This is a genomic window from Pusillimonas noertemannii (genome assembly GCF_003096595.1).
In the GTDB taxonomy this organism is placed as follows: domain Bacteria; phylum Pseudomonadota; class Gammaproteobacteria; order Burkholderiales; family Burkholderiaceae_B; genus Pusillimonas; species Pusillimonas noertemannii.
This window is the reverse complement of record NZ_QEKO01000002.1, coordinates 103,828-130,088: the sequence shown is the minus strand read 5'-3', so window position 1 is coordinate 130,088 and position 26,261 is coordinate 103,828. Positions and strand designations below refer to the sequence as shown.

18 protein-coding genes are annotated in these 26,261 nt (G+C 64.5%); 15 read left to right on the top strand and 3 right to left on the bottom strand.

Annotated elements, in window-relative coordinates; genetic code table 11:
• Nucleotide 1: 1 nt before the first annotated feature.
• The 9 genes from C7440_RS07660 (at nt 2) to C7440_RS07620 (ending at nt 15,420) form a co-directional block, all read left to right on the top strand.
• Nucleotides 2–1,777 (top strand): autotransporter assembly complex protein TamA, encoded by a 1,776-nt coding sequence (locus C7440_RS07660; RefSeq protein ID WP_026067832.1) that lies wholly within the window; start codon nt 2–4, stop codon nt 1,775–1,777.
• Nucleotides 1,774–5,433 carry a translocation/assembly module TamB domain-containing protein gene (locus C7440_RS07655; RefSeq protein WP_243410865.1) on the top strand — a complete coding sequence of 1,220 codons (3,660 nt, stop codon included), beginning with the start codon at nt 1,774–1,776 and terminating at the stop codon, nt 5,431–5,433. The genes C7440_RS07660 and C7440_RS07655 overlap by 4 nt, the downstream gene beginning before the upstream one ends.
• A gap of 76 nt (nt 5,434–5,509) precedes the next feature.
• Complete coding sequence (gene dcd / locus C7440_RS07650) at nt 5,510–6,079, top strand: dCTP deaminase (protein ID WP_017523908.1); 570 nt, start codon at nt 5,510–5,512, stop codon at nt 6,077–6,079.
• Nucleotides 6,080–6,119: 40 nt separating this feature from the next.
• The gene (locus tag C7440_RS07645; RefSeq protein WP_017523909.1) at nt 6,120–8,384 is read left to right on the top strand and encodes an arginine/lysine/ornithine decarboxylase; all 2,265 of its coding nucleotides are present in this window, start codon (nt 6,120–6,122) and stop codon (nt 8,382–8,384) included.
• A 60-nt stretch (nt 8,385–8,444) separates the two neighbouring features.
• Nucleotides 8,445–9,605, top strand: coding sequence for a BaiN/RdsA family NAD(P)/FAD-dependent oxidoreductase (locus C7440_RS07640; protein ID WP_218940667.1), 1,161 nt, complete (start codon nt 8,445–8,447; stop codon nt 9,603–9,605).
• Nucleotides 9,606–9,671: 66 nt separating this feature from the next.
• Nucleotides 9,672–10,787 (top strand): glycine cleavage system aminomethyltransferase GcvT, encoded by a 1,116-nt coding sequence (gene gcvT, locus C7440_RS07635; protein ID WP_116518051.1) that lies wholly within the window; start codon nt 9,672–9,674, stop codon nt 10,785–10,787.
• A gap of 11 nt (nt 10,788–10,798) precedes the next feature.
• Entirely contained in the window at nt 10,799–11,179 is a 381-nt protein-coding gene (gene gcvH, locus C7440_RS07630; RefSeq protein ID WP_017523912.1) for a glycine cleavage system protein GcvH, read from the top strand.
• Nucleotides 11,180–11,193: 14 nt separating this feature from the next.
• Nucleotides 11,194–14,088 carry an aminomethyl-transferring glycine dehydrogenase gene (gene gcvP / locus C7440_RS07625; RefSeq protein ID WP_116518050.1) on the top strand — a complete coding sequence of 965 codons (2,895 nt, stop codon included), beginning with the start codon at nt 11,194–11,196 and terminating at the stop codon, nt 14,086–14,088.
• An 81-nt stretch (nt 14,089–14,169) separates the two neighbouring features.
• A complete protein-coding gene (locus C7440_RS07620; RefSeq protein ID WP_051019243.1) occupies nt 14,170–15,420 on the top strand; it encodes an alginate export family protein in 1,251 nt (416 codons plus the stop codon).
• Nucleotides 15,421–15,438: 18 nt separating this feature from the next.
• Here the strand turns inward: C7440_RS07620 and aptA are convergent, their stop codons facing one another.
• The 3 genes from aptA to C7440_RS07605 form a co-directional block, all read right to left on the bottom strand.
• Nucleotides 15,439–17,331 (bottom strand): omega-aminotransferase AptA, encoded by a 1,893-nt coding sequence (gene aptA, locus C7440_RS07615; protein ID WP_116518048.1) that lies wholly within the window; start codon nt 17,329–17,331, stop codon nt 15,439–15,441.
• Between the two features lie 20 nt (nt 17,332–17,351).
• A complete protein-coding gene (locus C7440_RS07610) occupies nt 17,352–18,146 on the bottom strand; it encodes a thymidylate synthase (protein ID WP_026067835.1) in 795 nt (264 codons plus the stop codon).
• 74 nt (nt 18,147–18,220) lie between these two features.
• Nucleotides 18,221–18,643, bottom strand: coding sequence for an OsmC family protein (locus tag C7440_RS07605; RefSeq protein WP_116518047.1), 423 nt, complete (start codon nt 18,641–18,643; stop codon nt 18,221–18,223).
• Nucleotides 18,644–18,938: 295 nt separating this feature from the next.
• On the opposite strand from C7440_RS07605, the gene coq7 reads away from it, so the two are divergent.
• The 6 genes from coq7 to C7440_RS07575 all read left to right on the top strand — a co-directional run bounded on the left by coq7 (nt 18,939) and on the right by C7440_RS07575 (nt 26,249).
• Entirely contained in the window at nt 18,939–19,583 is a 645-nt protein-coding gene (gene coq7 / locus C7440_RS07600) for a 2-polyprenyl-3-methyl-6-methoxy-1,4-benzoquinone monooxygenase (RefSeq protein WP_116518561.1), read from the top strand.
• Between the two features lie 605 nt (nt 19,584–20,188).
• A complete protein-coding gene (locus C7440_RS07595) occupies nt 20,189–21,325 on the top strand; it encodes an MraY family glycosyltransferase (protein WP_040548717.1) in 1,137 nt (378 codons plus the stop codon).
• Nucleotides 21,326–21,426: 101 nt separating this feature from the next.
• Complete coding sequence (gene tviB / locus C7440_RS07590; protein ID WP_017523921.1) at nt 21,427–22,701, top strand: Vi polysaccharide biosynthesis UDP-N-acetylglucosamine C-6 dehydrogenase TviB; 1,275 nt, start codon at nt 21,427–21,429, stop codon at nt 22,699–22,701.
• Between the two features lie 21 nt (nt 22,702–22,722).
• On the top strand, nt 22,723–23,748 hold the full coding sequence (locus tag C7440_RS07585) for an SDR family oxidoreductase (RefSeq protein ID WP_017523922.1): 1,026 nt from the start codon (nt 22,723–22,725) through the stop codon (nt 23,746–23,748).
• Between the two features lies 1 nt (nt 23,749).
• Nucleotides 23,750–25,099 (top strand): murein biosynthesis integral membrane protein MurJ, encoded by a 1,350-nt coding sequence (gene murJ, locus C7440_RS07580; RefSeq protein ID WP_116518046.1) that lies wholly within the window; start codon nt 23,750–23,752, stop codon nt 25,097–25,099.
• A gap of 55 nt (nt 25,100–25,154) precedes the next feature.
• A complete protein-coding gene (locus C7440_RS07575) occupies nt 25,155–26,249 on the top strand; it encodes a glycosyltransferase family 4 protein (protein WP_116518045.1) in 1,095 nt (364 codons plus the stop codon).
• The last annotated feature ends 12 nt before the right edge of the window (nt 26,250–26,261 follow it).

Below are 26,261 nucleotides of genomic sequence, written 5' to 3'. Positions count from 1 at the left end.
CTTGAAGCGCCTGGCGATTGCGTCCACTGTTCTCATGTTTGGCCTGGCCCAGCAGGCGCTGGCGGCCAGACCCGAGGTCACGGTCGACCCGGGGGGCGTTCCCCCCGAGGCCCTGCAGTCCATCATGGGCGCGGTCGATGCCATTACCCGCCTGGCCGAAGACCAGGACGGCGGCGAAGTGTCGCGCCTGCGCCGCCGCGCGCGCGACGCCACGCTTTCGGCGCTCGAGACACAGGGCTTTTTTTCGGCCGTGGTCGATCTCGAGGTGGGCTCCGACGTGGCGGGCGAAACCTGGGACATCACTATTGATCCGGGCCCGCGCTCCGTGGTCAACAGCGTCGACCTGGCTTTTGCCGGCCAGATAGCCACGCCGGAATTCGCCGACCGGGTCGACGCGCTGGAAAACGCATGGCCTCTTACCAAGGGCATGCCTTTTATAAACGACGAATGGCACGACGCCAAGACCGAGCTCATCGACAGCGTCAGCCGCAAGGATTTCTACCTGGCCCGCGTCACGGCTTCGCAGGCAACCATACAGGCCGACGAGGCGCAGGCCGATCTGCATGTCGCGATCGATAGCGGCCCGCGCGTGCGCATGGGCGAAATCACGGTCAACGGGCTCGAGCGCGTACCGCGCAAGCTCATCGACCGCTATATCAGATACACCCCGGGCGACCCCTACGACCAGGACCTGCTCGATGAATGGCAGCAGGCGCTGGATTCCACTTCGTTCTTCCGGGGGGCGTTCGTGATGCTCGACGATAACCCCGAGCATCGCTACACCCGGCCCGACGGCGAGGTGGAAATGCCGCTGGCCGTGCGTGTTACCGAGGCGCCCGCACGGCGGCTGTCGGGGTCGCTGGGCGTGGACAGCGACAACGGGCTGAGGGTCGAGACCCTTTACCGGCAGAACGTGGTTTTTGGCCAGCCGGTCTGGATCGAAACCGGCTTCGGGGTCGACAGGCACCGACAGCGGGCCTTCTTCGATGTGCACCTGCCCCCCACCGAGCGCGGTTACCAGGACAGCGTGGGCGTGCTGTTCAACCATTCCGACATCGAGGGCCTGGACACTACCCGCTATGGCCTGGGCTGGAAGCGGGTGCAGCAGCGCAGGGCGGCCGGCGACAGCCGGGTCGAGTTCGAAACCAGGTGGGGTCTGATCGCCGCCTATGACAAGACCAAGATCGAGGGGGCGGAAAGCTACGAGGTGCCGTCGCTGGTGGCCACCTGGCAGTGGCTGCGTCGCGACGTCAACGACAAATACGATCCGCGCGAGGGCAATCTGGTCGACCTGGGCCTGGGCACGGGCATTACGCTGGACAAGGGCGAGCCCTTCCACCGCGCCAGCCTCAGGCTGCAGCAATGGTGGCCGATGGGCAAGCACGACGTCCTGACGGTGCGGGGCGAGGTCGGCAAGGTGTGGTCGAAAACATCCCGCCTGCCGGAAGACTTCGGCTACCGTACCGGGGGCGCGCGCACCATACGCGGCTATAAGTTCCAGAGCATAGGCCTGCCGCGCGGCGACGCCATCATCGGGGCGCCGGCCCTGGCGGTCGCCAGCGTCGAGTACATCCGATACTTCACGCAGACCATCGGCATGGCCGTCTTTGTCGACTTCGGCGACGCCAGCGAGTCGTTCGGCGACATGGACCTGGCCTTCGGCTACGGCGTGGGCGCGCGCGTGCGCACGCCGGCGGGGCCGTTCGGCATCGACCTGGCCTATGGCCAGCGCGATCGCAGGCTGCGCCTGCACTTCTCCCTGGGGATCGCGTTTTGAGGGGGCTCTTGCGCTGGATGCTGGTATGGCTGGGCCCGGCCCTGGTCCTGCTGCTGGTCGTGCTCTGCGGCTTTCTGGCCTGGACGGTGGGCTCCGAGCCCGGCACCCGCTGGGCGCTGAGCACGGCCGCGCAGCAGATGGACGGCCGGATCAAGGGCGTCGAGGGTTCGATATGGCGCGGCCTGAAAGTCGGGGAGCTGAACCTGCGCGTGCCCGCGGCCGACATACACATCAAGGATTTCGAACTGCGCGTCGAATGGCGCGAACTGCTCGACCGGCGCCTGCGCGCCACCAACCTGTCCGTCGGCCTGCTGGACATCGACGTGCTCAGCGACGCCGAGAAGCAGCCCAGGACCGAGCCTTTTTCCATGCCGGCGATCCCCTTCCGCATTGCGCTCGATCGCTTCTACCTGGGCGAGCTGGACGTCAAGCTCGACGGCGAGCCTCTGCTGCTCGACGTTCGAGACCTGCAGGCTTCGCTGGCCCTGACCGAAAGCGACGCCCAACTGGTCTTCCAGAACCTCAACCTGGGTCGCGACGGCATCGAGGCCGACATCAAGGGCGACTTCCGCCTGCTCGAGCTTGCCGACCCCTGGCCGCTGGCGCTGCATATCGAAACCCGCGCCCATAGCGAGCAGCCCAATTCGCCCTTGTGCCTGCGCCACTTCATGCCCGACCTGCCCATGGCGGTGCCCACGGTGGGGCTGTCGGAGCCCGAAGCAGGGGAAGCGCGGCGCGGCAGCCCCGATGGCGAGGGCGATGGTTCGAACGGGAAGGAATCGGACGACACGATCAGCCCCAATCCGCTTACCGACCTGGCGGGCATCAGTTCCGCCTGCGCACTGGATCTCGAGATCAATGCCCGCGGCAGCCTCGACGAACTGGCCCTGGACCTGAAAGGCGAGGGCCAGGACCTGAATCTCGACTCGCACGCCGAGCTGACGCCTCGTGCCGGATTTCCCCTGAAGCGCGGCGACCTGGCCCTGAGGCTGGCCGACGGCTCGTCGTTCACGGGCGAGGTCGCCTGGAGCCTGGCCGAGCAGGACGGCGTCACGCAAGACCACGTCGTGGGGTCGTTTACCGCGGACAAGCTCAATTTTCTGTTGCTGGCGGGCGATGCGGTCCCACCCGGCTCGCTTACCGCCAAGCTGGACTTCGACGCGCAACTGCTGGAACATCGAGAGCCCTTGTCGGCCAGCCTGAACCTGCGGGTGGACCCTGCTTCGCGCTGGAACGAGCAAGAGCTTTCCGGCGGCATCCGCGCCACGGTGGTCAATGTGGCATCGGCCAGCCAGCGCAAGCAGGAACTGGCTGCTGGAACACTGTGGCAAAACCTGCAACTGCCCGAGTTCGACATGGATCTGAGCGTGGGCCGGCACAAGCTGGCCGGCCAGGGATCGCTGGGCACGCCCGGCAGCCGCCTGAACCTGGACCTTGCCGTGGCTGCGCTGGCGGACCTGTGGCCGGGGCTGCCCGGAGGCGCGCAAGCACAAGGCTGGATCGGCGGCACCCTGCAACAGCATGCTGCCGACCTGCGGGCCACCTACACGCCCGAAGAATCTGAAGCGAACAAGGTGGGCAGTGCGCCGGTCGAAGCCCACTTCGCCCTGCAGGGCCAGTGGGGCCCCTTGCAGCAGGGCGGGCAGCAGGAAGGCTGGCGGGGCCGTATTACCGCGTTGAACGCCACGCACGCGGGCTTGGGGTTCGATATGCGGTCTCCGCTCGATCTGGTGTTTGCGCCGCAGGCGCAGGCGCCCGACTGGCAGTGGCGGATCGGCGCCACTTCGCTGGGCATCAAGCTGCCTTCGGGCAGCGAGGCGGTGGTGCAGCATGGGCGTTCCAACGTGGGCGGCGGGCGCTGGGAAACCCAGGGAAGCATCGACAAGCTCGTGATCTCGCGCGACATCGTCAAAGAGTTCGAGGCCCTGATTCCCACCGGCGACGCCGCCCAGGACAGAGGCCGCATCATCGTCGCCGAGGACGACAAGTTCTCTTCGGTCGAACTGGTTTTCAATGCGGACTGGAACCTGAGCTTCGCCGGCGCGCTGGCCGGCTCGGTCGATGTGCGCCGCCTGTCCGGCGACTTCATCGTTCCGGCCGAGCCCGAGTTCCCGCTGGGCTTGCGCAACCTCGACCTGCACCTTACCGCCACGCCCAATGGCGGGTCCGCCAGCAGCCGGCTTGCGGCCGAACTCAACGTCGCCACCGAGAAAATGGGCCAGGTCAGGGCCACGGCCGGCGCCGTGCTGCGCAGCCCGCCCGGCGGAGGTTTTGTCCTGGATGCGACGCCGCGCACCTTCAATCTGCTTGCCGATATCAACGACCTGAGCTGGCTGGCGTTTTTCACGGGCGACGCCATGGACATAGGCGGCATCCTGCATGCCGACGTGAGCGGCAACGCCCGGGCGGACGGCACCTGGACGACCGAGGGCAGCGTAACGGGACGCGAGATCCGCGTCGTGCGCATCGACGACGGCGTGCGCCTGCTCGATGGCGAACTTTCGGCCCGCCTGGAAGGCGACCGCTTCATTCTGGAAAGCCTGCGCTTTCCCGCCCGTCTGCGCGTGACGCCCGACGAGTGGCGTACGGCGGAATGGGTATCCACCAACCCGGACGCCCAGGACGGCAGCCTTACCCTGAGCGGCAGCTGGAACCTGAGTGAGTCGGTGGGCGAGATAGACATAGACCTGTTCCGCTACCCGCTCTTGCAGCGTTCCGACCGATACGCCATGGTAAGCGGCAAGCTGCGCGTCGATGCGCCCCTGCCGCGGTTTTCGCTGTCGGGCGAGATCACCGCCGATGCGGGCTGGATCGACCTGGACATGCTCAGCAGCGTTCCCACGGTGGACAGCGACGTGGTGGTGGTGCGTTCGGGCGTCAAGCCCAAGGCCAGTACGCCCATGGACATCGAGCTGGATCTGTCCATCGACCTGGGGCCGCGCTTCTATATCACGGGCTTTGGCGTCAACTCGGGCCTGGTGGGACAGATGCGCCTGCTGATGCACGAGGGCAAGCTTACCGCCGAGGGGGCGTTGCGCACCCGGGGCGGGGCCATCGATATCTATGGACAACACCTGCAACTGCGGCGCGGCACCATCACCTTCCAGGGCGACATCGCCAACCCGGTGCTCAATATCGAAGCGCTGCGCACCGGCCTCGCGGTCGAGGCGGGCGTGCGAGTTGCTGGCACGGCCAAGAGGCCGCGCATCGATCTGGTTTCCTACCCGGAAGTCAGCGACGTGCAGAAGCTGTCGTGGCTGCTGCTGGGCCATGGTCCGGATGATTCCGGCGGCGACGCGGCACTGCTGTTCTCGGTGGGCACCTCTTTCCTAAGCGGCGACGAACCGTTCTATCGCAAGTTCGGCATCGATGAGCTCACCATGCGATCGGGCGAACTGGGCAGCACCGGCAGCATCTTGCCGGTCGAGAGCGTGGTGCGGGGGCTGGACTCCGGCACCAGCAACATCGAGAACCAGTTCATCGTGGCAAGCCGGCGCATTACCGACGGCATGACGGCCAGCATCGAGCAGGCGCTGTCCGATACCGGCACGGTGGGCCGCCTGAGCTATCAGATCGCGCGACGGCTGTCGGCGCAGCTGAGCGTGGGCACCGTGAACGGTATTGCCTTGATCTATCGGACTATTTTCCGCGATTAGCGGTTTTCCACCCACAGACGCCCGCCAGCCATGGCGAAGGGATAAAATAGGCGCCCACGTCATAAGGGAATGGGCAATGAGCATAAAAAGTGATCGCTGGATTCGAGAGAGTGCGCAAAAGCAGGGCATGATCGAGCCTTTCGAGCCGGGCCAGGTGCGCCAGGCGGCCGACGGTTCGCGCATTGTCAGCTATGGCACAAGCAGCTACGGCTACGACGTGCGCTGCGCCAACGAGTTCAAGATCTTTACCAACATCAATTCCACCATCGTCGACCCCAAGGCCTTCGATGAAAAGTCCTTTGTCGACTTCGTGGGCGATGTGTGCATTATTCCGCCCAACTCTTTTGCGCTGGCGCGAACGGTCGAGTACTTTCGCATTCCCCGCAGCGTGCTGACGATCTGCCTGGGCAAAAGCACCTATGCGCGCTGCGGCATCATCGTCAACGTCACGCCGCTCGAGCCCGAATGGGAAGGCCACGTTACGCTCGAGTTTTCAAATACCACCCCTTTGCCCGCGAAAATCTATGCGGGCGAAGGCTGCGCCCAGATGTTGTTCTTCGAAGGCGACGAAGTTTGCGAAACTTCGTATCGCGACCGTGGCGGCAAGTATCAGGGCCAGCAAGGCGTCACCTTGCCCCGCACGTAGCGCACATTGCATCAACAGGCCCTAGCAGGGAGTCCATGGCATGAAATTCCGTTTTCCCATCGTCATCATCGATGAAGACTATCGCTCCGAGAACGCCTCGGGTCTTGGCATCCGCGCCCTGGCGTCGGCCATCGAGGCCGAGGGCGTCGAGGTGCTGGGCGTTACCAGCTATGGCGACCTGAGCTCGTTCGCTCAGCAGCAGAGCCGCGCCAGCGCCTTCATCCTGTCGATCGACGATGAAGAGTTCGACGTCGATTCGCCCGAGGACGTGGCCAATGCCATCAAGAACCTGCGTTCCTTCATCGGCGAGCTGCGCTTTCGCAACGAAGACATTCCCATCTACCTGTATGGCGAAACCCGTACCTCGCAGCACATTCCCAACGACATCCTGCGCGAGTTGCACGGCTTCATCCATATGTTCGAGGACACGCCCGAATTCGTGGCCCGCCACATCATCCGCGAGGCGCGCGCCTACCTCGACAGCCTGGCGCCGCCGTTCTTTCGCGAGCTGGTCAAGTACGCTTCCGACGGTTCGTACTCGTGGCACTGCCCGGGGCACTCGGGCGGCGTGGCCTTTTTGAAGAGCCCCGTGGGCCAGATGTTCCATCAGTTCTTCGGCGAGAACATGCTGCGCGCCGACGTGTGCAATGCCGTGGACGAGCTGGGCCAGCTGCTGGACCACACCGGGCCGGTGGCCGAATCAGAACTCAATGCCGCGCGCATCTTCAATGCCGACCACTGCTTTTTCGTGACCAACGGCACGTCTACCTCGAACAAGATCGTGTGGCACGCCAACGTGGCCATGGACGACGTGGTGGTGGTCGACCGCAACTGCCACAAGTCCATTCTGCACGCCATCACCATGACCGGCGCCATCCCGGTGTTTCTGCGCCCCACGCGCAACCACCTGGGCATCATCGGCCCGATCCCGCTTTCAGAGTTCGAGCCCGAGAGCATCCGCGCCAAGATCGAGGCGCATCCTTTCGCCAGCAAGATCAAGAACAAGAAGCCGCGCATTCTTACCATTACGCAAAGCACCTATGACGGTGTCAGCTACAACGTGGAAATGATCAAAGAGAAGCTGGGCTCCGAGATCGACACGCTGCACTTCGACGAAGCTTGGATACCGCACGCGGCCTTCCACGAGTACTACAAAGACATGCATGCCATCGGCAAGAACCGGCCGCGCAGCAAGGACGCCATGATCTTTGCCACGCATTCCACGCACAAGCTGCTGGCGGGTTTGTCGCAGGCTTCGCAGATCACGGTGCAAGACTCCGAGACCCGCAAGCTCGATCGCAACGTGTTCAACGAAGCTTTCCTCATGCATACGTCCACCTCGCCGCAATACGCCATTATTGCGTCCTGTGACGTGGCGGCGGCCATGATGGAGCCGCCCGGCGGCACGGCGCTGGTCGAGGAAAGCATCAGCGAGGCCCTGGATTTCCGCCGTGCCATGCGCAAGGTCGAATCCGAGTTCGGCAAGAACGACTGGTGGTTCAAGGTCTGGGGGCCCAAGCGCCTGGCAAGCGAAGGCATAGGCCATCGCGACGACTGGATGCTCGAGGCCGACGACGAATGGCACGGCTTCGGCTCGCTGGCACCGGGCTTCAACATGCTCGACCCCATCAAGGCCACGGTGGTTACGCCCGGGCTCGACATCTCGGGCACGTTCGCCGAAACAGGCATTCCCGCCGCCCTGGTGTCCAAGTATCTGGCCGAGCACGGCGTTGTCATTGAAAAGACGGGCCTGTATTCGTTCTTCATCATGTTCACCATCGGCATCACCAAGGGCCGCTGGAACACGCTGCTGACCGCCCTGCAGCAGTTCAAGGACGACTACGACCGCAACCACCCGATGTGGCGCATACTGCCCGACTTCTGCAAAGAGCATCCGCGCTACGAAAGAATGGGCCTGCGCGACCTGTGCCAGCAGATCCACGAAGCCTATCGCGCCCACGACGTGGCGCGGCTGACCACCGAAATGTATCTTTCCGACATGGTGCCGGCCCTGAAGCCCTCGGATGCCTATGCCAAGATGGCGCACCGCGAAGTCGAGCGGGTTTCCATCGACGAGCTCGAAGGCCGCGTCACGGGCGTTCTGCTTACGCCGTATCCGCCGGGCATCCCGCTGCTCATCCCGGGCGAGCGCTTCAATACGCGCATCGTGCATTACCTGCAGTTCGTGCGCGAGTTCAACGCACGGTTCCCGGGTTTTGAAACCTATGTGCACGGCCTGGCCGAAGACATCGGGCCCGACACGCAGCCGCGTTACTACGTCGACTGCATACGCGAAGAAGACTAAGTGAGCGGGGCGGGGCGGCAGGCCTTCGACGTCGCCGTAATCGGCGCGGGGGCGGCCGGCATGATGGCCGCGTCGGTGGCGGGGCAGAGAGGCTTGCGGGTGGTGCTGGTCGACCACGCGCAGCGGCTGGCCGAAAAAATCCGCATTTCGGGCGGAGGGCGCTGCAACTTCACCAACATCGGTACCACCCCCGCCCAGTTCATTTCCCAGAATCCCGACTTCTGCCGCTCGGCGCTTGCGGGCTACACCCCTCGCGATTTCATCGACCTGGTCGAGCGGCATGGCATCGCCTGGCACGAAAAGCATCGCGGGCAGCTGTTTTGCGACGACTCCAGCGAAGCCATCATCCAGATGCTCCGGCGCGAGTGCGATGCGGGCCGCGTCAGCTGGCGCATGCCCTGCCAGGTGCTTGGGGTGGACAAAGGGCCCGGCCATTTTTCAATAGCGACAGACGGCGAGCCGATAGAGGCCGCCCAGGTGGTGATGGCCACCGGAGGCATGGCCATTCCGCAGCTGGGCGCCACCGACTTCGCCCTGAAGCTGGCCCGGCAGTTCGGCCTCAAGGTGGTCGAGCCGCGTCCGGCGCTGGTGCCGCTGACCTTTGACGCCGAGCAATGGAAACCTTTCGGCGCGCTCAGCGGGGTTTCGCTCGAGGTCAGCGTGAGCTGCGGCCAGGGCAAGCGCAAGACAGTGTTTCTGGAAGACCTGCTGTTCACGCATCGCGGCCTGTCGGGGCCGGCCATACTGCAGATATCCAGCTACTGGAACCCGGGCGAGGCCATAGCGCTCGACCTGGCGCCCGGGCAAGACCTGGCTCAGGCGCTGCTGGCGGCCAAGCCCGGCAATCGCCAGCAGCTCGATACCGCCCTGGCCGCCATCTGGCCCAAAAGGCTGGCCGAGCAGTGGCTGGCCACGGCCCCTGGACAGCCGGGCGCGATGCGCATGGCCGACATCCCCGACAAGACGCTGCGCGCCCTGGCCCAGCGCATCCACGGCTGGAGCCTGGTCCCAAGCGGCACAGCCGGGTATCGCAAGGCCGAAGTGATGCGGGGCGGCGTGGACACGCGGGGCCTCGACCAGAAGACCATGCAGGCCAGGGCGGTGCCGGGCCTGTATTTTATTGGCGAGGCGGTGGATGTCACGGGCTGGCTCGGCGGCTACAACTTCCAGTGGGCGTGGGCGTCGGGCGTTGCCTGCGGCCGCGCGCTACGGGCTGCCTGAAGCACGGCCCCGGCCTTGGCGCGTGGTGCTGATTCACGCTATGCTGGGCCCTCACCCGGAGTTGTCATGACACAGCACTTGAAGCGTACTCCCTTGTATTCCCTGCATGTGCAGGCCGGCGCGCGCCTTACCGATTTCGCGGGCTGGCACATGCCCTTGTCGTACGGGTCCCAACTGGACGAACATCGCGCCGTGCGAAGCGCGGCGGGCATGTTCGACGTTTCCCACATGCGCGTGATCGACGTGCACGGAAGCCAGGCCAAGGCCTTCCTGCAACGCCTGCTGGCCAACGACGTGGCGCGGCTCAAGGCAGTGGGCCAGGCCCTGTATTCATGCATGCTCAACCATGACGGCGGCGTCCTCGACGACCTGCTCGTCTATTTCTTTGCATCCGACGACTGGCGCCTGGTGGTCAATGCGGCCAATGCACAGGCCGACCTCGAATGGATGCAGGCCGTGGCGGCCGACGAAAGCTTCGACGCGGCACTGACAATGCGCGAAGAGCTTGCCATCATCGCGGTGCAGGGTCCCAAGGCGCAGCAGGCGCTTTGGCAGGCGCGGCCGGCCTGGCAGGCGGCCACCCGCGACCTGAAGCGCTTCACGGCCACGTTCATCGACGAGGTCGTCATGGTGGCGCGAACCGGCTACACGGGCGAAGACGGCTACGAAATCGTTTTGCCCGCTTCCCTGGCCCCGGCCCTATGGAGCGACCTGGCGCAGGCGGGCGTGGCACCTTGCGGCCTTGCCGCGCGCGACACCCTGCGCCTCGAGGCGGGCCTGAACCTGCATGGCCAGGACATGGACCCCGGCATACTGCCTTCCCAAGCGGGCCTTTCCTGGACGGTCAGCTTTGCCGATCCAGTCCGCCGCTTCATCGGCCGCGATGCCCTCGAGCAGGCCGGCGAACCCCAACTGGCGTTTGTGGGCCTGCGCCTGCTCGATCGCGGCATCATCAGGGCGGGCGCCGCCGTCCAGACCGCCTTGGGCCAGGGCGTGGTCACGTCAGGCACCATGTCGCCCACCCTGGGCGTTTCCATTGCGATGGCGCGGGTTCCCTACGGCATCGGCGCCGGCGATGCCGTGCAGGTACAGGTGCGCGGCAAGCCGATGTCCGCCGAAGTGGTAAAAATGCCTTTTGTCCGCAGCGGCAGCGCTGCGGGTTCCGACAATCCAGCAACATGAACGAGGTCCTAATGAATCAACCGGATGATCGCAAGTACACGCCTTCGCACGAATGGGTAAAGAACGAGGACGATGTCCTGCTGGTGGGCATCACCGACAATGCGCAAGATCAGCTTGGCGACCTGGTTTTCGTCGGCGATTTCAAGGTGGGTGCCAAGCTCAAGGCCGGCGAGACAGCGGGCGTGGTCGAGTCGGTCAAGGCCGCCTCCGACATCTATGCCCCGGTTGCCGGTGAAATCGTCGCCTTCAATGAAGTGCTCGACAGCCAGCCCGATCTCATCAATCAAACCCCGTACGAGGCCTGGATCTTCAAGATCCGCCCCTCCAATGCCACCGACATCGAGGCTTTGCTCGACGCCAACGGCTACCAAGACCTGGTCGACTCCAACTGACAGCGGCCCCCATCATGGCTGCCATTCCATCCTGCACGCCGCGGGCCGACGGCGAGTTCATTGCGCGCCACATCGGTCCCGACGCATCCGACCGCGCCCGCATGCTCGACGCCATCGGCATTGAAAGCCTCGATGCGCTGGTGGCCTCGGTGCTGCCTGATTCCATCGCCCTTGACCGCCCGCTCGGCCTGCCCGGCCCGCGCAGCGAAGCGGACGTGCTGGCCGAGCTGCAAGGGCTTGCCGGCCGCAACCGCGTATTGCGCAGCTATATCGGCCAGGGCTATTACGGCACCCATGTTCCGCCGGTCATCTTGCGCAATGTGCTCGAGAACCCGGCCTGGTACACGGCCTATACGCCTTATCAGCCCGAAATCTCCCAGGGTCGGCTCGAGGCGCTGCTCAATTTCCAGACCATGGTCGCCGACCTCGCCGGCCTGGACATCGCCAACGCTTCGCTGCTTGACGAGGCCACGGCCGCGGCCGAGGCCATGGCGCTGGCCTGGCGGGCAACGGCTTCGTCCTGCCCGGTTTTCTTCGCGTCGTCGCATTGCCATCCCCAGACGCTGCAGGTGCTGCGCACGCGCGCCGAGCCGCTGGGCATACAGCTTCAGGTGGGCGATGAAACCGCCCAGCCGCTTCCCGAGTGCTTTGGTGTGTTGCTGCAGTATCCGCATAGCCTGGGTGGCGTGGTCGACTATCGCGACTTGATTTCCCAGGCCCATGCCAGGGGCGCGGTGGTGGTCATGGCCACCGACCTGCTTGCATTGGCCCTGCTTACGCCTCCAGGCGAACTGGGCGCCGACATCGCCGTGGGATCGGCGCAGCGCTTTGGCGTGCCCATGGCCTACGGCGGGCCGCATGCCGCCTTCATGGCGTGCAAGGACAGCTACAAGCGCAACCTGCCCGGACGCATCGTGGGCGTCTCGCGCGACGCCCACGGGGCGCCCGCCCTTCGCCTGGCGCTGCAGACGCGCGAACAGCACATCAGGCGCGAGAAGGCCACCTCCAATATATGTACGGCGCAGGTGCTGCTGGCCGTGATGGCGGGCATGTACGCCGTCTGGCACGGGCCGCAGGGCATTACCCGCATCGCGCGGCGTGCGGCCGCGCAGGCCGGGTGGCTGCGCCGGGTTCTGGGCGGCATGGGCCTGAAGGTATTGAACCCGCACGGTTTCGACACCCTGCACGTGGATTGCGGTGCGAACGCCGGGGCTGTCATGATGGCGGCGCTTCAGGCCGGCATCAACCTGCGCCGCGTCGATGAGCGCAGCCTGGCCGTTTCGCTGGACGAAACCGTTACCGAAGACGACCTGGCCATGCTGGCCGAGGTGTTTTCCAAGGGGGCGGCCGCCGGGTCCTCCCTATTCGAAGCGCCCGCGTTCGAACCGTCAGCCGGCGACGCGGCCGACATAGCCATTCCGGCCGCTTTGCTTCGAAAAGACGGCATTCTTTCCCAGCCGGTGTTCTCCCGCATCAAGTCCGAGACCGACATGCTGCGCTACCTGCGCAGCCTGGCCGACAAAGACCTGGCGCTCGACCGGGGCATGATCCCGCTGGGTTCATGCACCATGAAGCTGAACGCAAGCGCCGAGATGATGCCCATTACATGGCCGGGCTTCTGCGACATGCATCCCTATGCGCCCGCGGACCAGGCCCAGGGCTACCAAGAGCTGGTTGAACGCCTGTCTGCGGCCCTGTGCGAGATCACCGGCTACGACGCCGTGAGCCTGCAGCCCAACTCGGGGGCGCAGGGCGAATACGCCGGCCTGCTTGCCATACGCGCCTTTCATCGCCATCAGGGCCAGCGGCAGCGCGACATCTGCCTGATACCGGCCTCGGCTCACGGCACCAACCCGGCGTCGGCCCGCATGGCGGGCATGCAGGTGCTGGTGGTCGAATCCGACGCCAACGGCCAGGTCGACCTGGCCGACCTCGACCGCAAGATCGCCCAGGCGGCCGACCGCCTTGCCGCACTGATGATCACCTATCCCTCGACGCATGGCGTGTTCGAGCCGGCCATCACGGCGATTTGCGACAAGGTGCATGCGGCGGGCGGGCAGGTCTACCTTGACGGCGCCAATATGAACGCCATGGTGGGCCTGGCCAAGCCGGGCCTGTTCGGCTCCGATGTTTCCCACCTGAATCTTCACAAGACCTTCTGCATTCCCCATGGCGGGGGCGGCCCGGGTGCGGGACCGGTGGCGGTGCGGGCCCACCTCGCCCCCTATTTGCCGGGACGGATCGATGCGCACAATGGCCTGGAAGACGCGGCCGTGGGCCCGGTCTCGGCCGCCACGCACGGTTCCGCGGGCATCATGCCCATTCCCTACGCTTATATTGCCCTGATGGGCGCCGAGGGGCTGCGCGAGGCTTCGCGTGTTGCGATATTGAACGCCAACTACATCGCCGCCCGCCTGCGCCGGCATTATCCCCTGCTGTATGCGGGCGACGACGGCCGTGTCGCCCACGAATGCATACTCGACATCCGCCCGCTTACCGCGCGCACCGGAGTCTCGGCCGAGGACATCGCCAAGCGCTTGATGGACTACAGTTTCCATGCGCCCACCATGGGCTTCCCCGTGCCTGGCACGCTCATGATCGAGCCGACGGAATCCGAGGGGCTGGCCGAGCTCGACCGTTTCATCGAAGCGATGATCGCCATTCGAGCCGAAATCGCGGCCATAGAAGAGGGTGCCGCGCCGGCGCAGGACAATCTCCTGAGCAATGCGCCGCACACCGCCCAGGCCCTTTTGGCGGCCGAGTGGAAGCATGGATACAGCCGCGAACAGGCAGCCTATCCGGTGGCGTGCCTGCGTGAATCCAAGTATTGGCCGCCCGTGGGGCGCGTCGACAATGCCTGGGGCGATCGCAACCTGGTCACCATGGCATCCAAAGACTGCGCAGGGTAGTGCTGCATGTTCCTTGAATGCGGAAAGCTGTCTTGCGCATGCGTTGCGCTTTCCACCGCCTTGCTGCTTGGTGGTCCTGGCATGGCGTGTGCCGAGCAGATGATCGATTCCGAGACGGGTGAACTGCATCTCGACTTCCAGGTGGGCGCCGGCGCCTACCACAGCCAGCGCAATTATCAGCAGTCGGGGCTTCGCGGCAAGGGCTCTTCTACGTGGCAAGAGGGCTACGTCAAGCTCGGCTTGCGGGGCGTGCGAAACCTGTCGATGGCAAGCCAACTGTACGGCGGCGTCACAGGCCTGGCCAAGGGCACGTTCGGCGACGGCGATCCCGCCGGATGGACCAGCGGCCGCGAGCGTGCGACAGCGCTTTCCGAAGCCTATGTCGGCTGGCGCTCGGGCTTCCTGTTTCCCGCACTGGGCAAGGACGGGCTGCGCTTTTCAGTGGGGCGCCAGCGGCTCATGCTTGGCGACGGCTTCCTGATCGCCAAGGACGGCCTCAGCATGGGCCGGGAAATTTCGGGCGGGGTGCTGGACCGGGGCGGGGCTTATTACCTGGCGCCCGAGAACGCCTTTGCGCAAACGGCCGCCTTGCGCCTGGGCGGCGACCGGGGCCTGGCCGGCGAACTGATGTGGCTGAAGTCGAACAACCCGGGCCAGGGCAAACCGGAGCTGGCCGTTGCCTTGCTGGAAGGGCAATCGGAAGAGGCCACCCTGAGCCTGGCCTATGTCGATATTCTCGACAGCGATGCCGAGCTCGATACGCGCGACCGCAAGGGCGTCAAGACCTACAGCTTGCGCGGCCATGGAAACCTGGGCATACGCAATCTCTTCGTCTCGGCCGAGTACGCGCATCAGCGCAGGCACACGGGAGCGGAAAGGGCCTGGTATGGCGAGATAGGGTGGACTTTCTCAGATCTGCCCGGCAAGCCCAGCGTCAACTATCGCTACAGCTATTTTTCGGATCGCTTCGATCCTTTGTTCTATGGCAATGTGCGCGGCCTGGGCACCTGGGTGCAGGGCGAGCTGGCCGGCAATTACGCCGGCCCGTTCAACAGCAATGCCAAGGTGCATCACGTCAACGTCAGGGTTTCCGCGGGTGAACGGCTGAGCTTCGGCCTGCTGGCCTACCGCTTCAGTTCCCTGAACAAGTCGCTGGGCCGGCTGGACGCCCATGAAATCGATCTGTACGCCGAATGGCGGGCGGGCAGTTTCTATATCATGCCCGTCATCGGCTGGTACAAGCCTCGGTACGACGATGCAAGCGGAGGCAGCCAGATCGGCACGAGTAGCGGAAACCTGTGGGGCCAGCTTCTCGTTACCTACACTTTCTGAAAGCGGCCCGGCGCTTTTTCAGGCTATCTTGTCCAATACTGCCTTGAGCGTGCCGAACAATTGCTCGATCTGGCCTTCGTCGATGATCAGGGGGGGCGAGAGCGCCAGGGTGTCGCCCGTGTAGCGCAGCAGCACGCCCTGTTCGTAGCAGGCCTGGAAGGCCTCGGCGGCGCGCGCGCCCGGTGCGTCCTCGCGGCCTTGCAGTTCCACGCCGGCAACCAGGCCCAGGTTGCGCACGTCCGCGACATGGCGCGCGCCGCGCAGGCCGTGCGCGGCTTGTTCAAAATAGGGCGACAGCCTTGCGGCGCGTTCGAACAGGCGCTCGCGTTCATAAATGTCCAGAGTCGCCCGGATAGCCGCGGCGGCCAGGGGATGCCCCGAATAGGTATAGCCGTGGAACAGTTCGATGCCCTGGGCCGCCTGGCCCACGATGCTGTCGTGGACGTCGCGGTGCACGGCCACGGCGCCGCAGGGCACGGCCGCGTTGCTCAGCCCCTTGGCCAGGGTAAGCAGGTCGGGGGTAATGCCGAAATACTCGCTGGCCGTGGCGGAGCCCAGCCTGCCGAAGCCGGTGATGACTTCGTCGAAGATAAGCAAAATGCCATGGCGCGCGGTAATGGCGCGCAACTTCTCGAGATAGCCCTTAGGCGGCAGCAGCACGCCGGCCGAGCCCGCCAGCGGTTCGACGATGACGGCGGCAATGGTCGAGGGGTCGTGCAATGCGACCAGGCGCTCGAGTTCGTCGGCCAGGTGAGCACCCCATTCGGGCAGGCCTTTCGAAAAGGCGTTGTGCTGCAGGTTATGGGTATGCGGCAGATGGTCGACGGCGGGCAGCAGGGCGCCCGAGTAGGCCTTGCGGTTGGCCGTGATGCCGCCTACCGAAATGCCGCCGAAGCCGACGCCATGGTAGCCGCGCTCGCGGCCTATGAAGCGCGTGCGCTGGCCTTCGCCGCGGCTGCGATGGTAGGCCAGGGCGATCTTCAGGGCGGTGTCCACCGACTCTGAGCCCGAATTGGTGAAGAAGATGCGATCCAACTGGGGCGGCATGATCCGGGCTACCGCTGTGGCGGCCTCGAAGGCTTGCGGGTGGCCCATCTGGAAGCCCGGCGCATAGTCCAGCTGCGCGGCCTGGCTGGAAATGGCCTGCACGATCTCGCTTCTTCCGTGCCCGGCATTGACGCACCACAGCCCGGCTGTGCCGTCCAGGATGCGGCGGCCGTCCATATCGTGGTAGTACATGCCCTGGGCGCTGCTGAGCAGGCGAGGCTTCTGCTTGAACTGCCGGTTGGCGGTGAAGGGCATCCACAGATGGGCGAGTTCCGGCGCAGAGCCGTCGTCGGCGGAATCGGCGGCCTTCAGCGCGTTTTCCGTGCTGTCTGTGGCAGGCTCAACTGTGTCATCGGCTTTGCGCGCAGCGTCGCTGCCCTGGCGGCAATACACGACGAAGTCGTAGCGATAGCCGTTTTCTTCAGGCTGGGGCCGGCGTTCTTTCTCTTGCCATTCATTGGCGGGCAGAGCCGGAAAAAACACGTCGCCGTCCACCGTCGCATGGATTTCGGTGGCGATGATTTCATCGGCCAGGGGCAGGGCTTCCTTGAATATCTGCGCGCCGCCGATGACGCAGGCCGTGGCTTCGCCTTCGCAAGCCGCCAGGGCCTGAGCCAGCGAGGTGAACGTGCGCGCGCCTTCGGCCGCATAGGCTGGGTCGCGGCTGATGACGAGATTGGGCCGGCCCGGCAGTGGCCGCCCCAGCGATTCCCAGGTCTTGCGGCCCATGACGATGGGCTGGCCCATGGTGCTGCGCTTGAAGTGCGCCAGGTCGCCCGGCAGGCGCCAGGGCAGGTCGTTGTCGCGGCCTATGACCCGGTTGGTGGAATAGGCGACGACCAACTTGATGTGGGGCTGGGCCATGGCAATGCCTTGTGTGAAGGTCAGACGGCGACAGGGGCCTTGATGTGCGGATGGAACTGATAGTCGACGATTTCGAAGTCTTCGTATTCGTACTCGAACAGGCTGGCCGGCTTGCGCTTGATGTTCAGGCGCGGATAGGGATGGGGCGCGCGGGACAGCTGCAGTTCGACCTGCTCGAAGTGGTTGCTGTACAGATGGCAGTCGCCGCCGGTCCAGATGAAGTCGCCCACCTCTAGGTCGCACTGCTGCGCCACCATGTGGGTAAGCAGGGCATAGCTGGCGATGTTGAAGGGCACGCCCAGGAATATGTCGGCGCTGCGCTGGTACAGCTGGCAGGACAGCTTGCCGTCGGCCACGTAGAACTGGAAAAAGGCGTGGCAGGGCGGCAGGGCCATGTTGGGAATGTCGGAGACGTTCCAGGCCGACACGATGAGCCTGCGCGAGTCGGGATTTTCACGTATTTGCCGCAGCACGTTCGAGATCTGGTCGATGTGGCGCCCGTCGGGCGTGGGCCACGAGCGCCATTGCACGCCGTAGACCGGCCCAAGGTCGCCATTGGCATCGGCCCACTCGTCCCAGATCGAGACCCCGCGCTCTTGAAGCCAGCGCACATTGGAACTGCCGCGCAAGAACCACAGCAGTTCGATGAAGATGCTTTTGGTGTGCAGTTTTTTAGTGGTAACCAGCGGAAAGCCCTGGCTCAGATCGAAACGCATCTGGTGGCCGAAGATCGAGCGCGTGCCCGTGCCGGTGCGATCGGTCTTGCTGGTGCCATGTTCGTATACATGGCGCATGAAGTCTTCGTACTGTTGCATGGTCATCGATCGAAAAAGAGGTTTTCAAGTGGGTGGGCCGGCGGTTTCAGCCGTGCCAGGCACGTGCCGGCGCTTCAGGCCTCGTGGATGGAGACCGAATGCGTGATCTCGGCCGTCTGGGCAAGCATGGCCGAGGCGGAGCAGTACTTTTCGTGAGAAAGCTTGACGGCCCGCTCGACGGCCGCCTGGGGCAGGCCCGTGCCCGTGACGGAGAACGCGAAGTGGATCCTGGTGAACACCTTGGGGTCGGTTTCGGCCCGTTCGGCCTCGAGCTTGACCTGGCAGCCCTTGATTGCGTGCCGCCCGCGCTTGAGGATGAGCACGACGTCGTAGGCGGCACAGCCGCCCGCGCCGGCCAGCATCATTTCCATAGGGCGCGGCGCCAGGTTGTGGCCGCCGCCGTCGGGGGCGCCGTCCATGGCGGTAACATGCCCGCTGCCCGTGCGTGCGACGAAAAGCATGCCTTCCGGGCCGCCCCAATCTACAGTGCATTCCATTTGAGTCTCGTTGCCTGGATATATGTCTGAATGGACCGGAAACAAGCCGGTCCGCAAGAGGTCAATCATAGCGCAAGCGTCGTTGCGGTACTGCCCGGCGCGCGCATGGCGGCGACATCGCATAGCTGCGACCGGACAGTGCGGAAGCCCGGCTCCGGGCCTGGGCTGAAAGCGCCGCAGTTCCTGCGGCCGGCGCTGAATTTTTATATCATGTCAGGGTAGAACCTAGTTGACGCAAGAGGGCATTATGGCCGAATCCAACGTATCCCAGGCTCAAGCCTCATCCGCGGCCGGCATGCCGGCGCGCTCTTTGCGCGGGCTGGACGCCGTCCTGGCCGAAGCGGGCCGCGCTCTGCAGGTGCTGTCGGGCGCGGCGCAGGCCAGCCGGCCGAATCCGGCAGGTCGGCAGCGCGGCGAACCTGCGTTGTCAGAGGCCGAGCAGCGGCACGCGGCAGGGCTGATGCGCGTCAACCATGTGGGCGAAGTGTGCGCGCAGGCGCTGTACCGGGGCCAGGCCTTGTTGTGCAAAGACTCGGCAGCCCGAGCGCTGCTGCTGCGCGCAGCAGCCGAAGAGGTCGACCACCTGGCCTGGTGCGGCGACAGGCTGGACGAACTGAAAAGCCGCCCCAGCTACCTGAACCCCTTGTGGTACGCGGGATCGTTCGCTTTGGGGCTGGCCGCCAGCCGGGCCGGCACGGCGCGCAACCTGGGATTCATGGCCGAAACCGAAGCCCAGGTCGAGCAGCATCTCGATGGGCATCTTACCCAGCTTCCGGCTGCCGACGAACGTTCGCGCCGCATCGTCGAACAGATGCGCAGCGACGAGATCGATCATCGCGCCACGGCGCAAAGGGAAGGCGCCCGGCGCTTGTCCCTGCCCGTACGGCTGGCAATGCGCGCCATGTCGAAGGTCATGACCACGACCGCATATCGCATTTAGCAAAGTGGCTCGCCAGAAGGCCGCCCACGGCCTGTTGTTGTTTTGTAACGAATTAGTCGAACCGCTTTTTTATTTTTCTTGCCATTCGGGTTTCCCCTAGGTATACTGCAGTTGTGGTTGCAAGAAAGCGGTATCGAAAGCGCCAGTCGCTCCAGATACGACAGTTTTAAGAAGTTTCTTGCATTGCACCATTTGATGCTATATAATTTAGTTATCGGATGTCGAAACGTGATTGTAGAGGTAAACCCTTAACAAAACTTCCAGTCACGGCGGCTCAAGCAGTAAAGCTTTTGTAGCCCGACATGCCACGGTTGTCTCCTCCACCCTCCTCCTTTGGTGGATTTAGCCCGAGATCTCACGATCTCGGGCTTTTTTTTTCTTTGTGCGCCGTGGCCCCATTTTTATAGGCCTGTCCTCCCTGTTTGGCCCTAGAATTCCGAAGAAGATGCCTCGTGCCTGTTTCGCGGCAGGCCACATGTTTCGTTGCATATTTCTTTTAGGGTTTGCCCCTACTGTTACAATTTCGGCTCATAATGATGGTTGCTCATTCTGGTTCGGCGGCGAAGCGGAATTGTCCTTAACAACATAGCGGGAGCTCTCTGGTCGTGCCTCAAACCTGGGACACTCTAACCTGGCTGTACATTTGTATCGTGGCCTTCACGGTCGGGGGGCTCATTGTTGCGTCCGAGCGCTGGCATGGCGCGTTCACGGGCGACTCCGACATGTCCAAGCCCCAGGCCTCGCATGCGCGCGCCGCGCCGCGGGTGGGGGGGCTGGCCGTGGTCGCGGGCAGCCTGGCGGGCTTGCTGGTGCTGGGCCCCAGCAACATGACACTGACCTGGCTGTGGCCGGTGCTGTTCATTGCGGCCATGCCGGTATTCGTAGCGGGCCTGCTCGAAGACATCACCAAGGAAGTCGGTGCGGGCAAGCGCCTTGTGGCCGCCTTTGTTTCGGCCGCCATTGCCTGGTGGCTGCTGGGAGGCGTGTCGCGCGTAGGTGTGCCGGGGCTTGATTGGCTGCTTTCGTTCTGGCCCATTTCGCTGGTCGTCACGGTGGTGGCGGTGGGCGGCTGTACCCATGCGCTCAATATCGTCGACGGCATGAATGGGCTGGCCGGCATGGTGGCCACCCTTATGGCGCTTTCCATCGGGCTGGTCGCCCTGCAGGTGCAGGATATTCCCATCTTCCTCATCGCTGCGGCGCTTGCCTCGGCCACCCTGGGCTTCCTGGTCTGGAACTTTCCGTTCGGGCGGGTGTTCCTGGGCGACGGCGGCGCGTATTTCCTGGGCTTCATGCTGGCTTCGCTGGCCGTGCAACTGGTGGTGCGCAATCCGGGCGTATCGCCTTTCTATGCCCTGGCGGCGGTGTTCTATCCGGTGTTCGAAACCCTGTTCTCGATCTGGCGGCGGCGCTTCAAGCGCGGCACGCCGGTCGACCAGCCCGATGCCCTGCACTTGCACCAGCTGGTTTTCCGGCGCCTGGTGCGGGTCACCTTCAGCCGCGACAGCCGCCACGCCGTGCCGGCGCTGTGCAACGCCATGGCTTCGCCCTACCTGTGGGTCCTGACGCTGATCGGGCTGGCTCCGGCCACCATCTGGTGGGACAACCCGGTCATTCTCTGCATCAGCCTGGTGGTGTTTGCCGCCGTCTACATCTGGATCTATACGCGGCTCGTATCGTGGCGGCGCCCGGCCTGGCTGCTTCTGCCCTCGCTGGGGCGCAACAGCCGCGACAAGAACTGACTCTGGCGCGGGCTCGTGCCGCCCCGGGCTGTCCGGGCGTGCGCTTTGGCCCGCGAACCTATTAATATTGTTTTCGACAGCTCAACGTGGGAGATTCGATTTTGCAACTTCAAGACGTGAAACTGGCCGTTGTGGGCCTGGGCTATGTAGGCCTGCCTTTGGCCGTGGAATTCGGCAAGAAGCGCCCGGTCCTGGGCTTTGACATCAATGCGCAGCGCATCGCCGAGCTGAAAGAGGGCAGGGACCACACGCTCGAGGTCGACGCTGAAGAACTGGCGCAGGCCAGCCAGCTCGAATTCACGCATGAGGCCGAGATGCTTGCGCGGGCCAATGTCTACATCGTGACGGTCCCCACGCCCATCGACGAATACAAGCAGCCTGACCTTACGCCGCTTGTACGCGCCAGCGAAACCCTGGGCAAGGTGCTCAAGCGCGGCGACATCGTTATTTATGAATCCACCGTGTATCCCGGCGCCACCGAAGAAGATTGCGTGCCGGTGCTCGAGCGGGTGTCCGGCCTGCGCTTCAATGAAGATTTCTACGCCGGCTACAGCCCCGAGCGAATCAATCCGGGCGACAAGCAGCACCGCGTTTCCACCATCAAGAAGGTCACGTCGGGCTCTACGCCCGAAGTGGCCGAACTGGTCGACCAGCTTTACGGCCAGATCATCACCGCGGGCACTCACAAGGCCTCGTCGATCCGGGTGGCCGAAGCCGCCAAGGTCATCGAGAATACGCAGCGCGATGTCAATATCGCCCTCATCAACGAGCTGGCGCTCATCTTCAACCGCCTGGGCATCGATACCCAGGCCGTGCTCGAAGCGGCCGGCACCAAGTGGAACTTCCTGCCTTTCCGTCCGGGCCTGGTGGGCGGGCACTGCATCGGCGTCGACCCTTACTACCTTACCCACAAGGCGCAGGCCATCGGCTACCACCCCGAGATCATCCTGGCCGGCCGCCGCCTGAACGACGGCATGGGCAGCTATGTCGTGTCGCAGCTGGTCAAGGCCATGACCAAGCGCCGCATCCAGGTGCAGGGCTCCAGGGTACTGGTCATGGGCCTGGCCTTCAAGGAAAACTGCCCCGACCTGCGCAACACGCGTGTGGTCGACATTGTGCGCGAGCTGGGCGAATACAACATCGATGTAGACGTCTACGACCCCTGGATCGATGCGGCCGAGGCCGTGCACGAATACGGCATCACGCCCATCAAGACGCCTGGCGCGGGCGCCTACGATGCGGTCATCGTGGCGGTGGCGCACAAGCAATTCCTTGAAATGGGCGCGCAGGCCATACGCGCGCTGGGCAAGGACCAGCACGTGCTTTACGATCTCAAGTACATCATGTCGGCCGACGAATCCGACCTGCGTTTGTGATCAACGGGACAAGAGGTCTATATGAGTAACCGCTATCAAGAAGTCATCGAATCCCTGCGCGAAGAACCCAAGCGCTGGCTGGTCACGGGCTGCGCCGGTTTCATCGGCTCCAATCTGCTCGAGACGCTGCTGGCCCTGGGCCAGAAGGTGGTCGGCCTGGACAACTTCGCCACCGGGCACCAGCACAACCTGGACGAAGTCGAAAAGACCGTCGGGGCCGACAAATGGGCCAATTTTTCCTTCATCCAGGGCGACATCCGCGATCTTGAAGTCTGCCGCCGCGCCGTCCAGGACGTCGACCATGTGCTGCACCAGGCGGCCCTGGGCTCGGTGCCCCGTTCCCTGCAAGATCCCATCACCAGCAACGACGTCAACATTTCGGGTTTTCTGAACGTGCTGGTGGCTGCGCGCGACGCCAAGGTCAAGTCCTTTGTGTATGCGGCCTCAAGCTCCACCTATGGCGACCACGAGGCGCTGCCCAAGGTCGAAGACCGTATCGGCCGTCCCTTGTCTCCCTATGCCGTCACCAAGTACGTGAACGAGCTCTACGCCGACGTTTTCGCGCGCTCATACGGCTTTGGCAGCATTGGCCTGCGCTACTTCAACGTGTTCGGCAAGCGCCAGGACCCCAACGGCGCCTATGCGGCCGTCATTCCCAAATGGGTGGCGGCCATGATCCGCGGCGAAGAAGTCGTGGTCAATGGCGACGGCGAAACCAGCCGCGACTTCTGCTTTGTCGAGAACGCCGTACAGGCCAACATCCTGGCCTCGCTGGCCCAGCCCGAAGGTGTCAACCAGGTATACAACGTCGCCTTCAATGCGCGCACTACGCTGAACGAGCTGTTCCAGTATCTGGCGCAAACCCTCGACAGCCAGGGCGTCAAGTACGACAAGCCGCCGGTCTATCGTGATTTCCGGGCCGGCGACGTGCGTCATTCGCAGGCCGACATCAGCAAGGCCAAAGAGCTGTTGGGCTACGAGCCCATGCACAACATCGTGCAGGGGCTCGAAGTCGCGATGCCGTGGTATACACAATTCCTGCGCTGACTTGAAGACTTTTTCCCAACGGCTGGCCGGGCTGCATGCGGATCATCGCCGCATCGCCCAGGGCGCCGCCCGGGTAGCTTTCTTCCTGCTTCTGGGCAAGGCGGCGGGCGCGCTGAAAGAAATGGCGGTGGCCTACCGCTATGGCGTCAGCGACGCCGTCGACGCCTACCAGTTCACGCTCACGATGGCCAGCTGGCTGCCCGTCACCATCGTGGGCGCCCTGTCCGTCGTGTTGATTCCGGTGCTGGTGCGCAGCCGCCGCGAAAGCCGCGCGGCACGCGCACTTTTCCTGGGGCAGCTGCAGGGGTGGGTCATCATGCTGGGCGTGGTGCTGGCCGTCCTCAGCTATATTGCCTGGCCCTTGCTGCTGCAGCTGGCCGGCCAGGGGCTCGACCCGCGCACCCAGCACATGAGCTCGCAGTTGATGCTGGCGTTTGCGCCCGCGGCACTGCTGACCCTCATGACAGGCATCAGCGCGGCACGGCTGCGCGCGCACGAGCGTCACATCAATACGCTGCTCGACAGCGTGCCCGCCGTCGTGATCCTTATCTGGGTCTTGCTGGCCGCCACGGTCGACGACATCGGGCCCTTGCTGTGGGGCACGCTGGTGGGGTATGTGATTCAGTCGGCATGGCTGCTGTGGCTTGCGTCGCGGGCCGACGGCATGTGGGGCCGGCCCCGGCTGGGTTTTTCGGCCCATCAGTGGCCCGACCTGGTCAAGGCCGCGGGCGTCATGCTGGTGGGACAGATCGCCATGAGTTTTGTCGGTCCCATCGACCAGTACACGGCGGCCAACCTCGGGGCCAACGCCAATGCGACGCTGGGCTTTGCGGCGCGCCTGCTGTCGCTGGTGCTGGGCCTGGGCGCCGCCTCGGTGGGGCGCGCGGCCCTGCCGGTCCTGGCTGATGTTCAGAGCCGTGGCGATGCGGGACATGCCCGGTCGGTGGCACTGAAATGGTCTGTATGGATGCTGGGCGCGGGCGCCGTGGCGGCCGCGGTGGGCTGGCTGCTGGCGCCCTGGGGGGTGGCCCTTCTGTTCGAAAGAGGGGCCTTTACAGCCCAGGACACCGTGGCGGTGGCGCACGTGCTGCGATGGGGCCTGATGCAACTTCCCTTCTATTTCGGTGTCCTGATACTGGTGCAGTTGCTGGCAAGCCAGAACCGCTACCGCATCATGGCCGGCATCGCCGTGGCCAACTTTGCCATCAAGGCCCTCATGAACATGGTGCTTGCGCCGGTCATGGGCACGGCCGGCATCATGCTGGCAACCAGTTGCATGTACGCGCTGTCGTACATTTGTTATGTGTTCGTCGCGCTCTATTTGCCCGCATCGCCGTCGGGCGCGCGCTGAGCCGGTTCATCAAAGGTTTCAATTGTCACGCTCTTCAGTTTCTTCTCCTCACCTGATGATAGTCATCCACTCGCTGAGCGGCGGCGGCGCCGAGCGGGTGGCGGTAGACCTGGCGGCCTATTGGGTCGAAAGGGGCTTTCGTGTCTCGCTCGTGACCCAGGCCGACGCGCAAAGCGACGTCTATGAGGTCGATGCGCGCGTCAAGCGCATCGTCATGGGTACCGCCGGCGAAAGCGGCGGCGCATTTGCCGGAGCGCTTGCAAACCTGCAGCGCGTATGGAGGCTGCGCAGGCTGATCCGGCGCGAGAAGCCCTCGCTGGTGCTGGGCATGATGACGACGTCGTCCGTATTGGCGGTGATGGCCGCCCAGGGCTTGCCCTGCCGCGTCATAGCCACCGAGCACACGCATCCTCCGGCCCAGACGATGGCGCCCATGTGGCAGCGGCTGCGCCGATGGGCCTACCCGAAAGCGGCGCGCGTGGTGGCCCTTACCTCGGGCACGGCTGCCTGGATAGAGCAGCACGTACCCGGTTCGCGCCTTACCGTCATACCCAATGCCGTTCGCTGGCCCATGCCGGTCGAAGAGCCGGTGGTCGAGCCACCGGCGCGCTACGGCAGGCGGCGGCTGCTGGCCGTGGGCCGCCTGCATGAGAGCAAGGGCTTCGACCTGCTGATCGAGGCGTTTGCGCAGTTGGCCGGCTACTTTCCCAACTGGGACCTGGTGATACTGGGCGAAGGCGATTGCCGCGAGCCGCTTCAGGCGCAGATCGAGGTGGCGGGCCTGGAGCAGCGCATCTCCATGCCGGGCCGGGTGGGCAATGTCGGGCAGTGGTATGTCGAATCCGATCTGTACGTCCTCAGTTCGCGCGTCGAGGGCCTTTCGAATACATTGCTGGAATCGATGGCTAGCGGGCTGGCGCCGGTGGCCTTCGATTGCGAAACCGGGCCGCGTGAAATCGTGCGGCACGGCATAGACGGCGTGCTGGTCAACCCGCCCGAAGACGTCGAGGCGCTGGCTGCGCACTTGTCCGACATGATGAGCAACGAAGAAAAGCGGCGCTCATGCGCCCGGCGCGCAGTCGACGTGCTCGACCGTTTCTCGACCGCAAGGGTCATGGCCCTGTGGGAAGAGGTGTTTCGCGCCCGCTGAGCGCGCCTCGCG

Excerpts from the sequence above, each read along its gene's own strand:
- dcd (WP_017523908.1), top strand. The coding sequence starts at position 5,510 with ATGAGCATAAAAAGTGATCGCTGGATTCGAGAGAGTGCGCAAAAGCAG.
- C7440_RS07645 (WP_017523909.1), top strand. The coding sequence starts at position 6,120 with ATGAAATTCCGTTTTCCCATCGTCATCATCGATGAAGACTATCGCTCC.
- C7440_RS07640 (WP_218940667.1), top strand. The coding sequence starts at position 8,445 with ATGATGGCCGCGTCGGTGGCGGGGCAGAGAGGCTTGCGGGTGGTGCTG.
- gcvT (WP_116518051.1), top strand. The coding sequence starts at position 9,672 with ATGACACAGCACTTGAAGCGTACTCCCTTGTATTCCCTGCATGTGCAG.
- gcvH (WP_017523912.1), top strand. The coding sequence starts at position 10,799 with ATGAATCAACCGGATGATCGCAAGTACACGCCTTCGCACGAATGGGTA.
- gcvP (WP_116518050.1), top strand. The coding sequence starts at position 11,194 with ATGGCTGCCATTCCATCCTGCACGCCGCGGGCCGACGGCGAGTTCATT.
- C7440_RS07620 (WP_051019243.1), top strand. The coding sequence starts at position 14,170 with ATGGCGTGTGCCGAGCAGATGATCGATTCCGAGACGGGTGAACTGCAT.
- aptA (WP_116518048.1), bottom strand. The coding sequence starts at position 17,331 with ATGGCCCAGCCCCACATCAAGTTGGTCGTCGCCTATTCCACCAACCGG.
- C7440_RS07610 (WP_026067835.1), bottom strand. The coding sequence starts at position 18,146 with ATGCAACAGTACGAAGACTTCATGCGCCATGTATACGAACATGGCACC.
- C7440_RS07605 (WP_116518047.1), bottom strand. The coding sequence starts at position 18,643 with ATGGAATGCACTGTAGATTGGGGCGGCCCGGAAGGCATGCTTTTCGTC.
- coq7 (WP_116518561.1), top strand. The coding sequence starts at position 18,939 with ATGCCGGCGCGCTCTTTGCGCGGGCTGGACGCCGTCCTGGCCGAAGCG.
- C7440_RS07585 (WP_017523922.1), top strand. The coding sequence starts at position 22,723 with ATGAGTAACCGCTATCAAGAAGTCATCGAATCCCTGCGCGAAGAACCC.
- C7440_RS07575 (WP_116518045.1), top strand. The coding sequence starts at position 25,155 with ATGATAGTCATCCACTCGCTGAGCGGCGGCGGCGCCGAGCGGGTGGCG.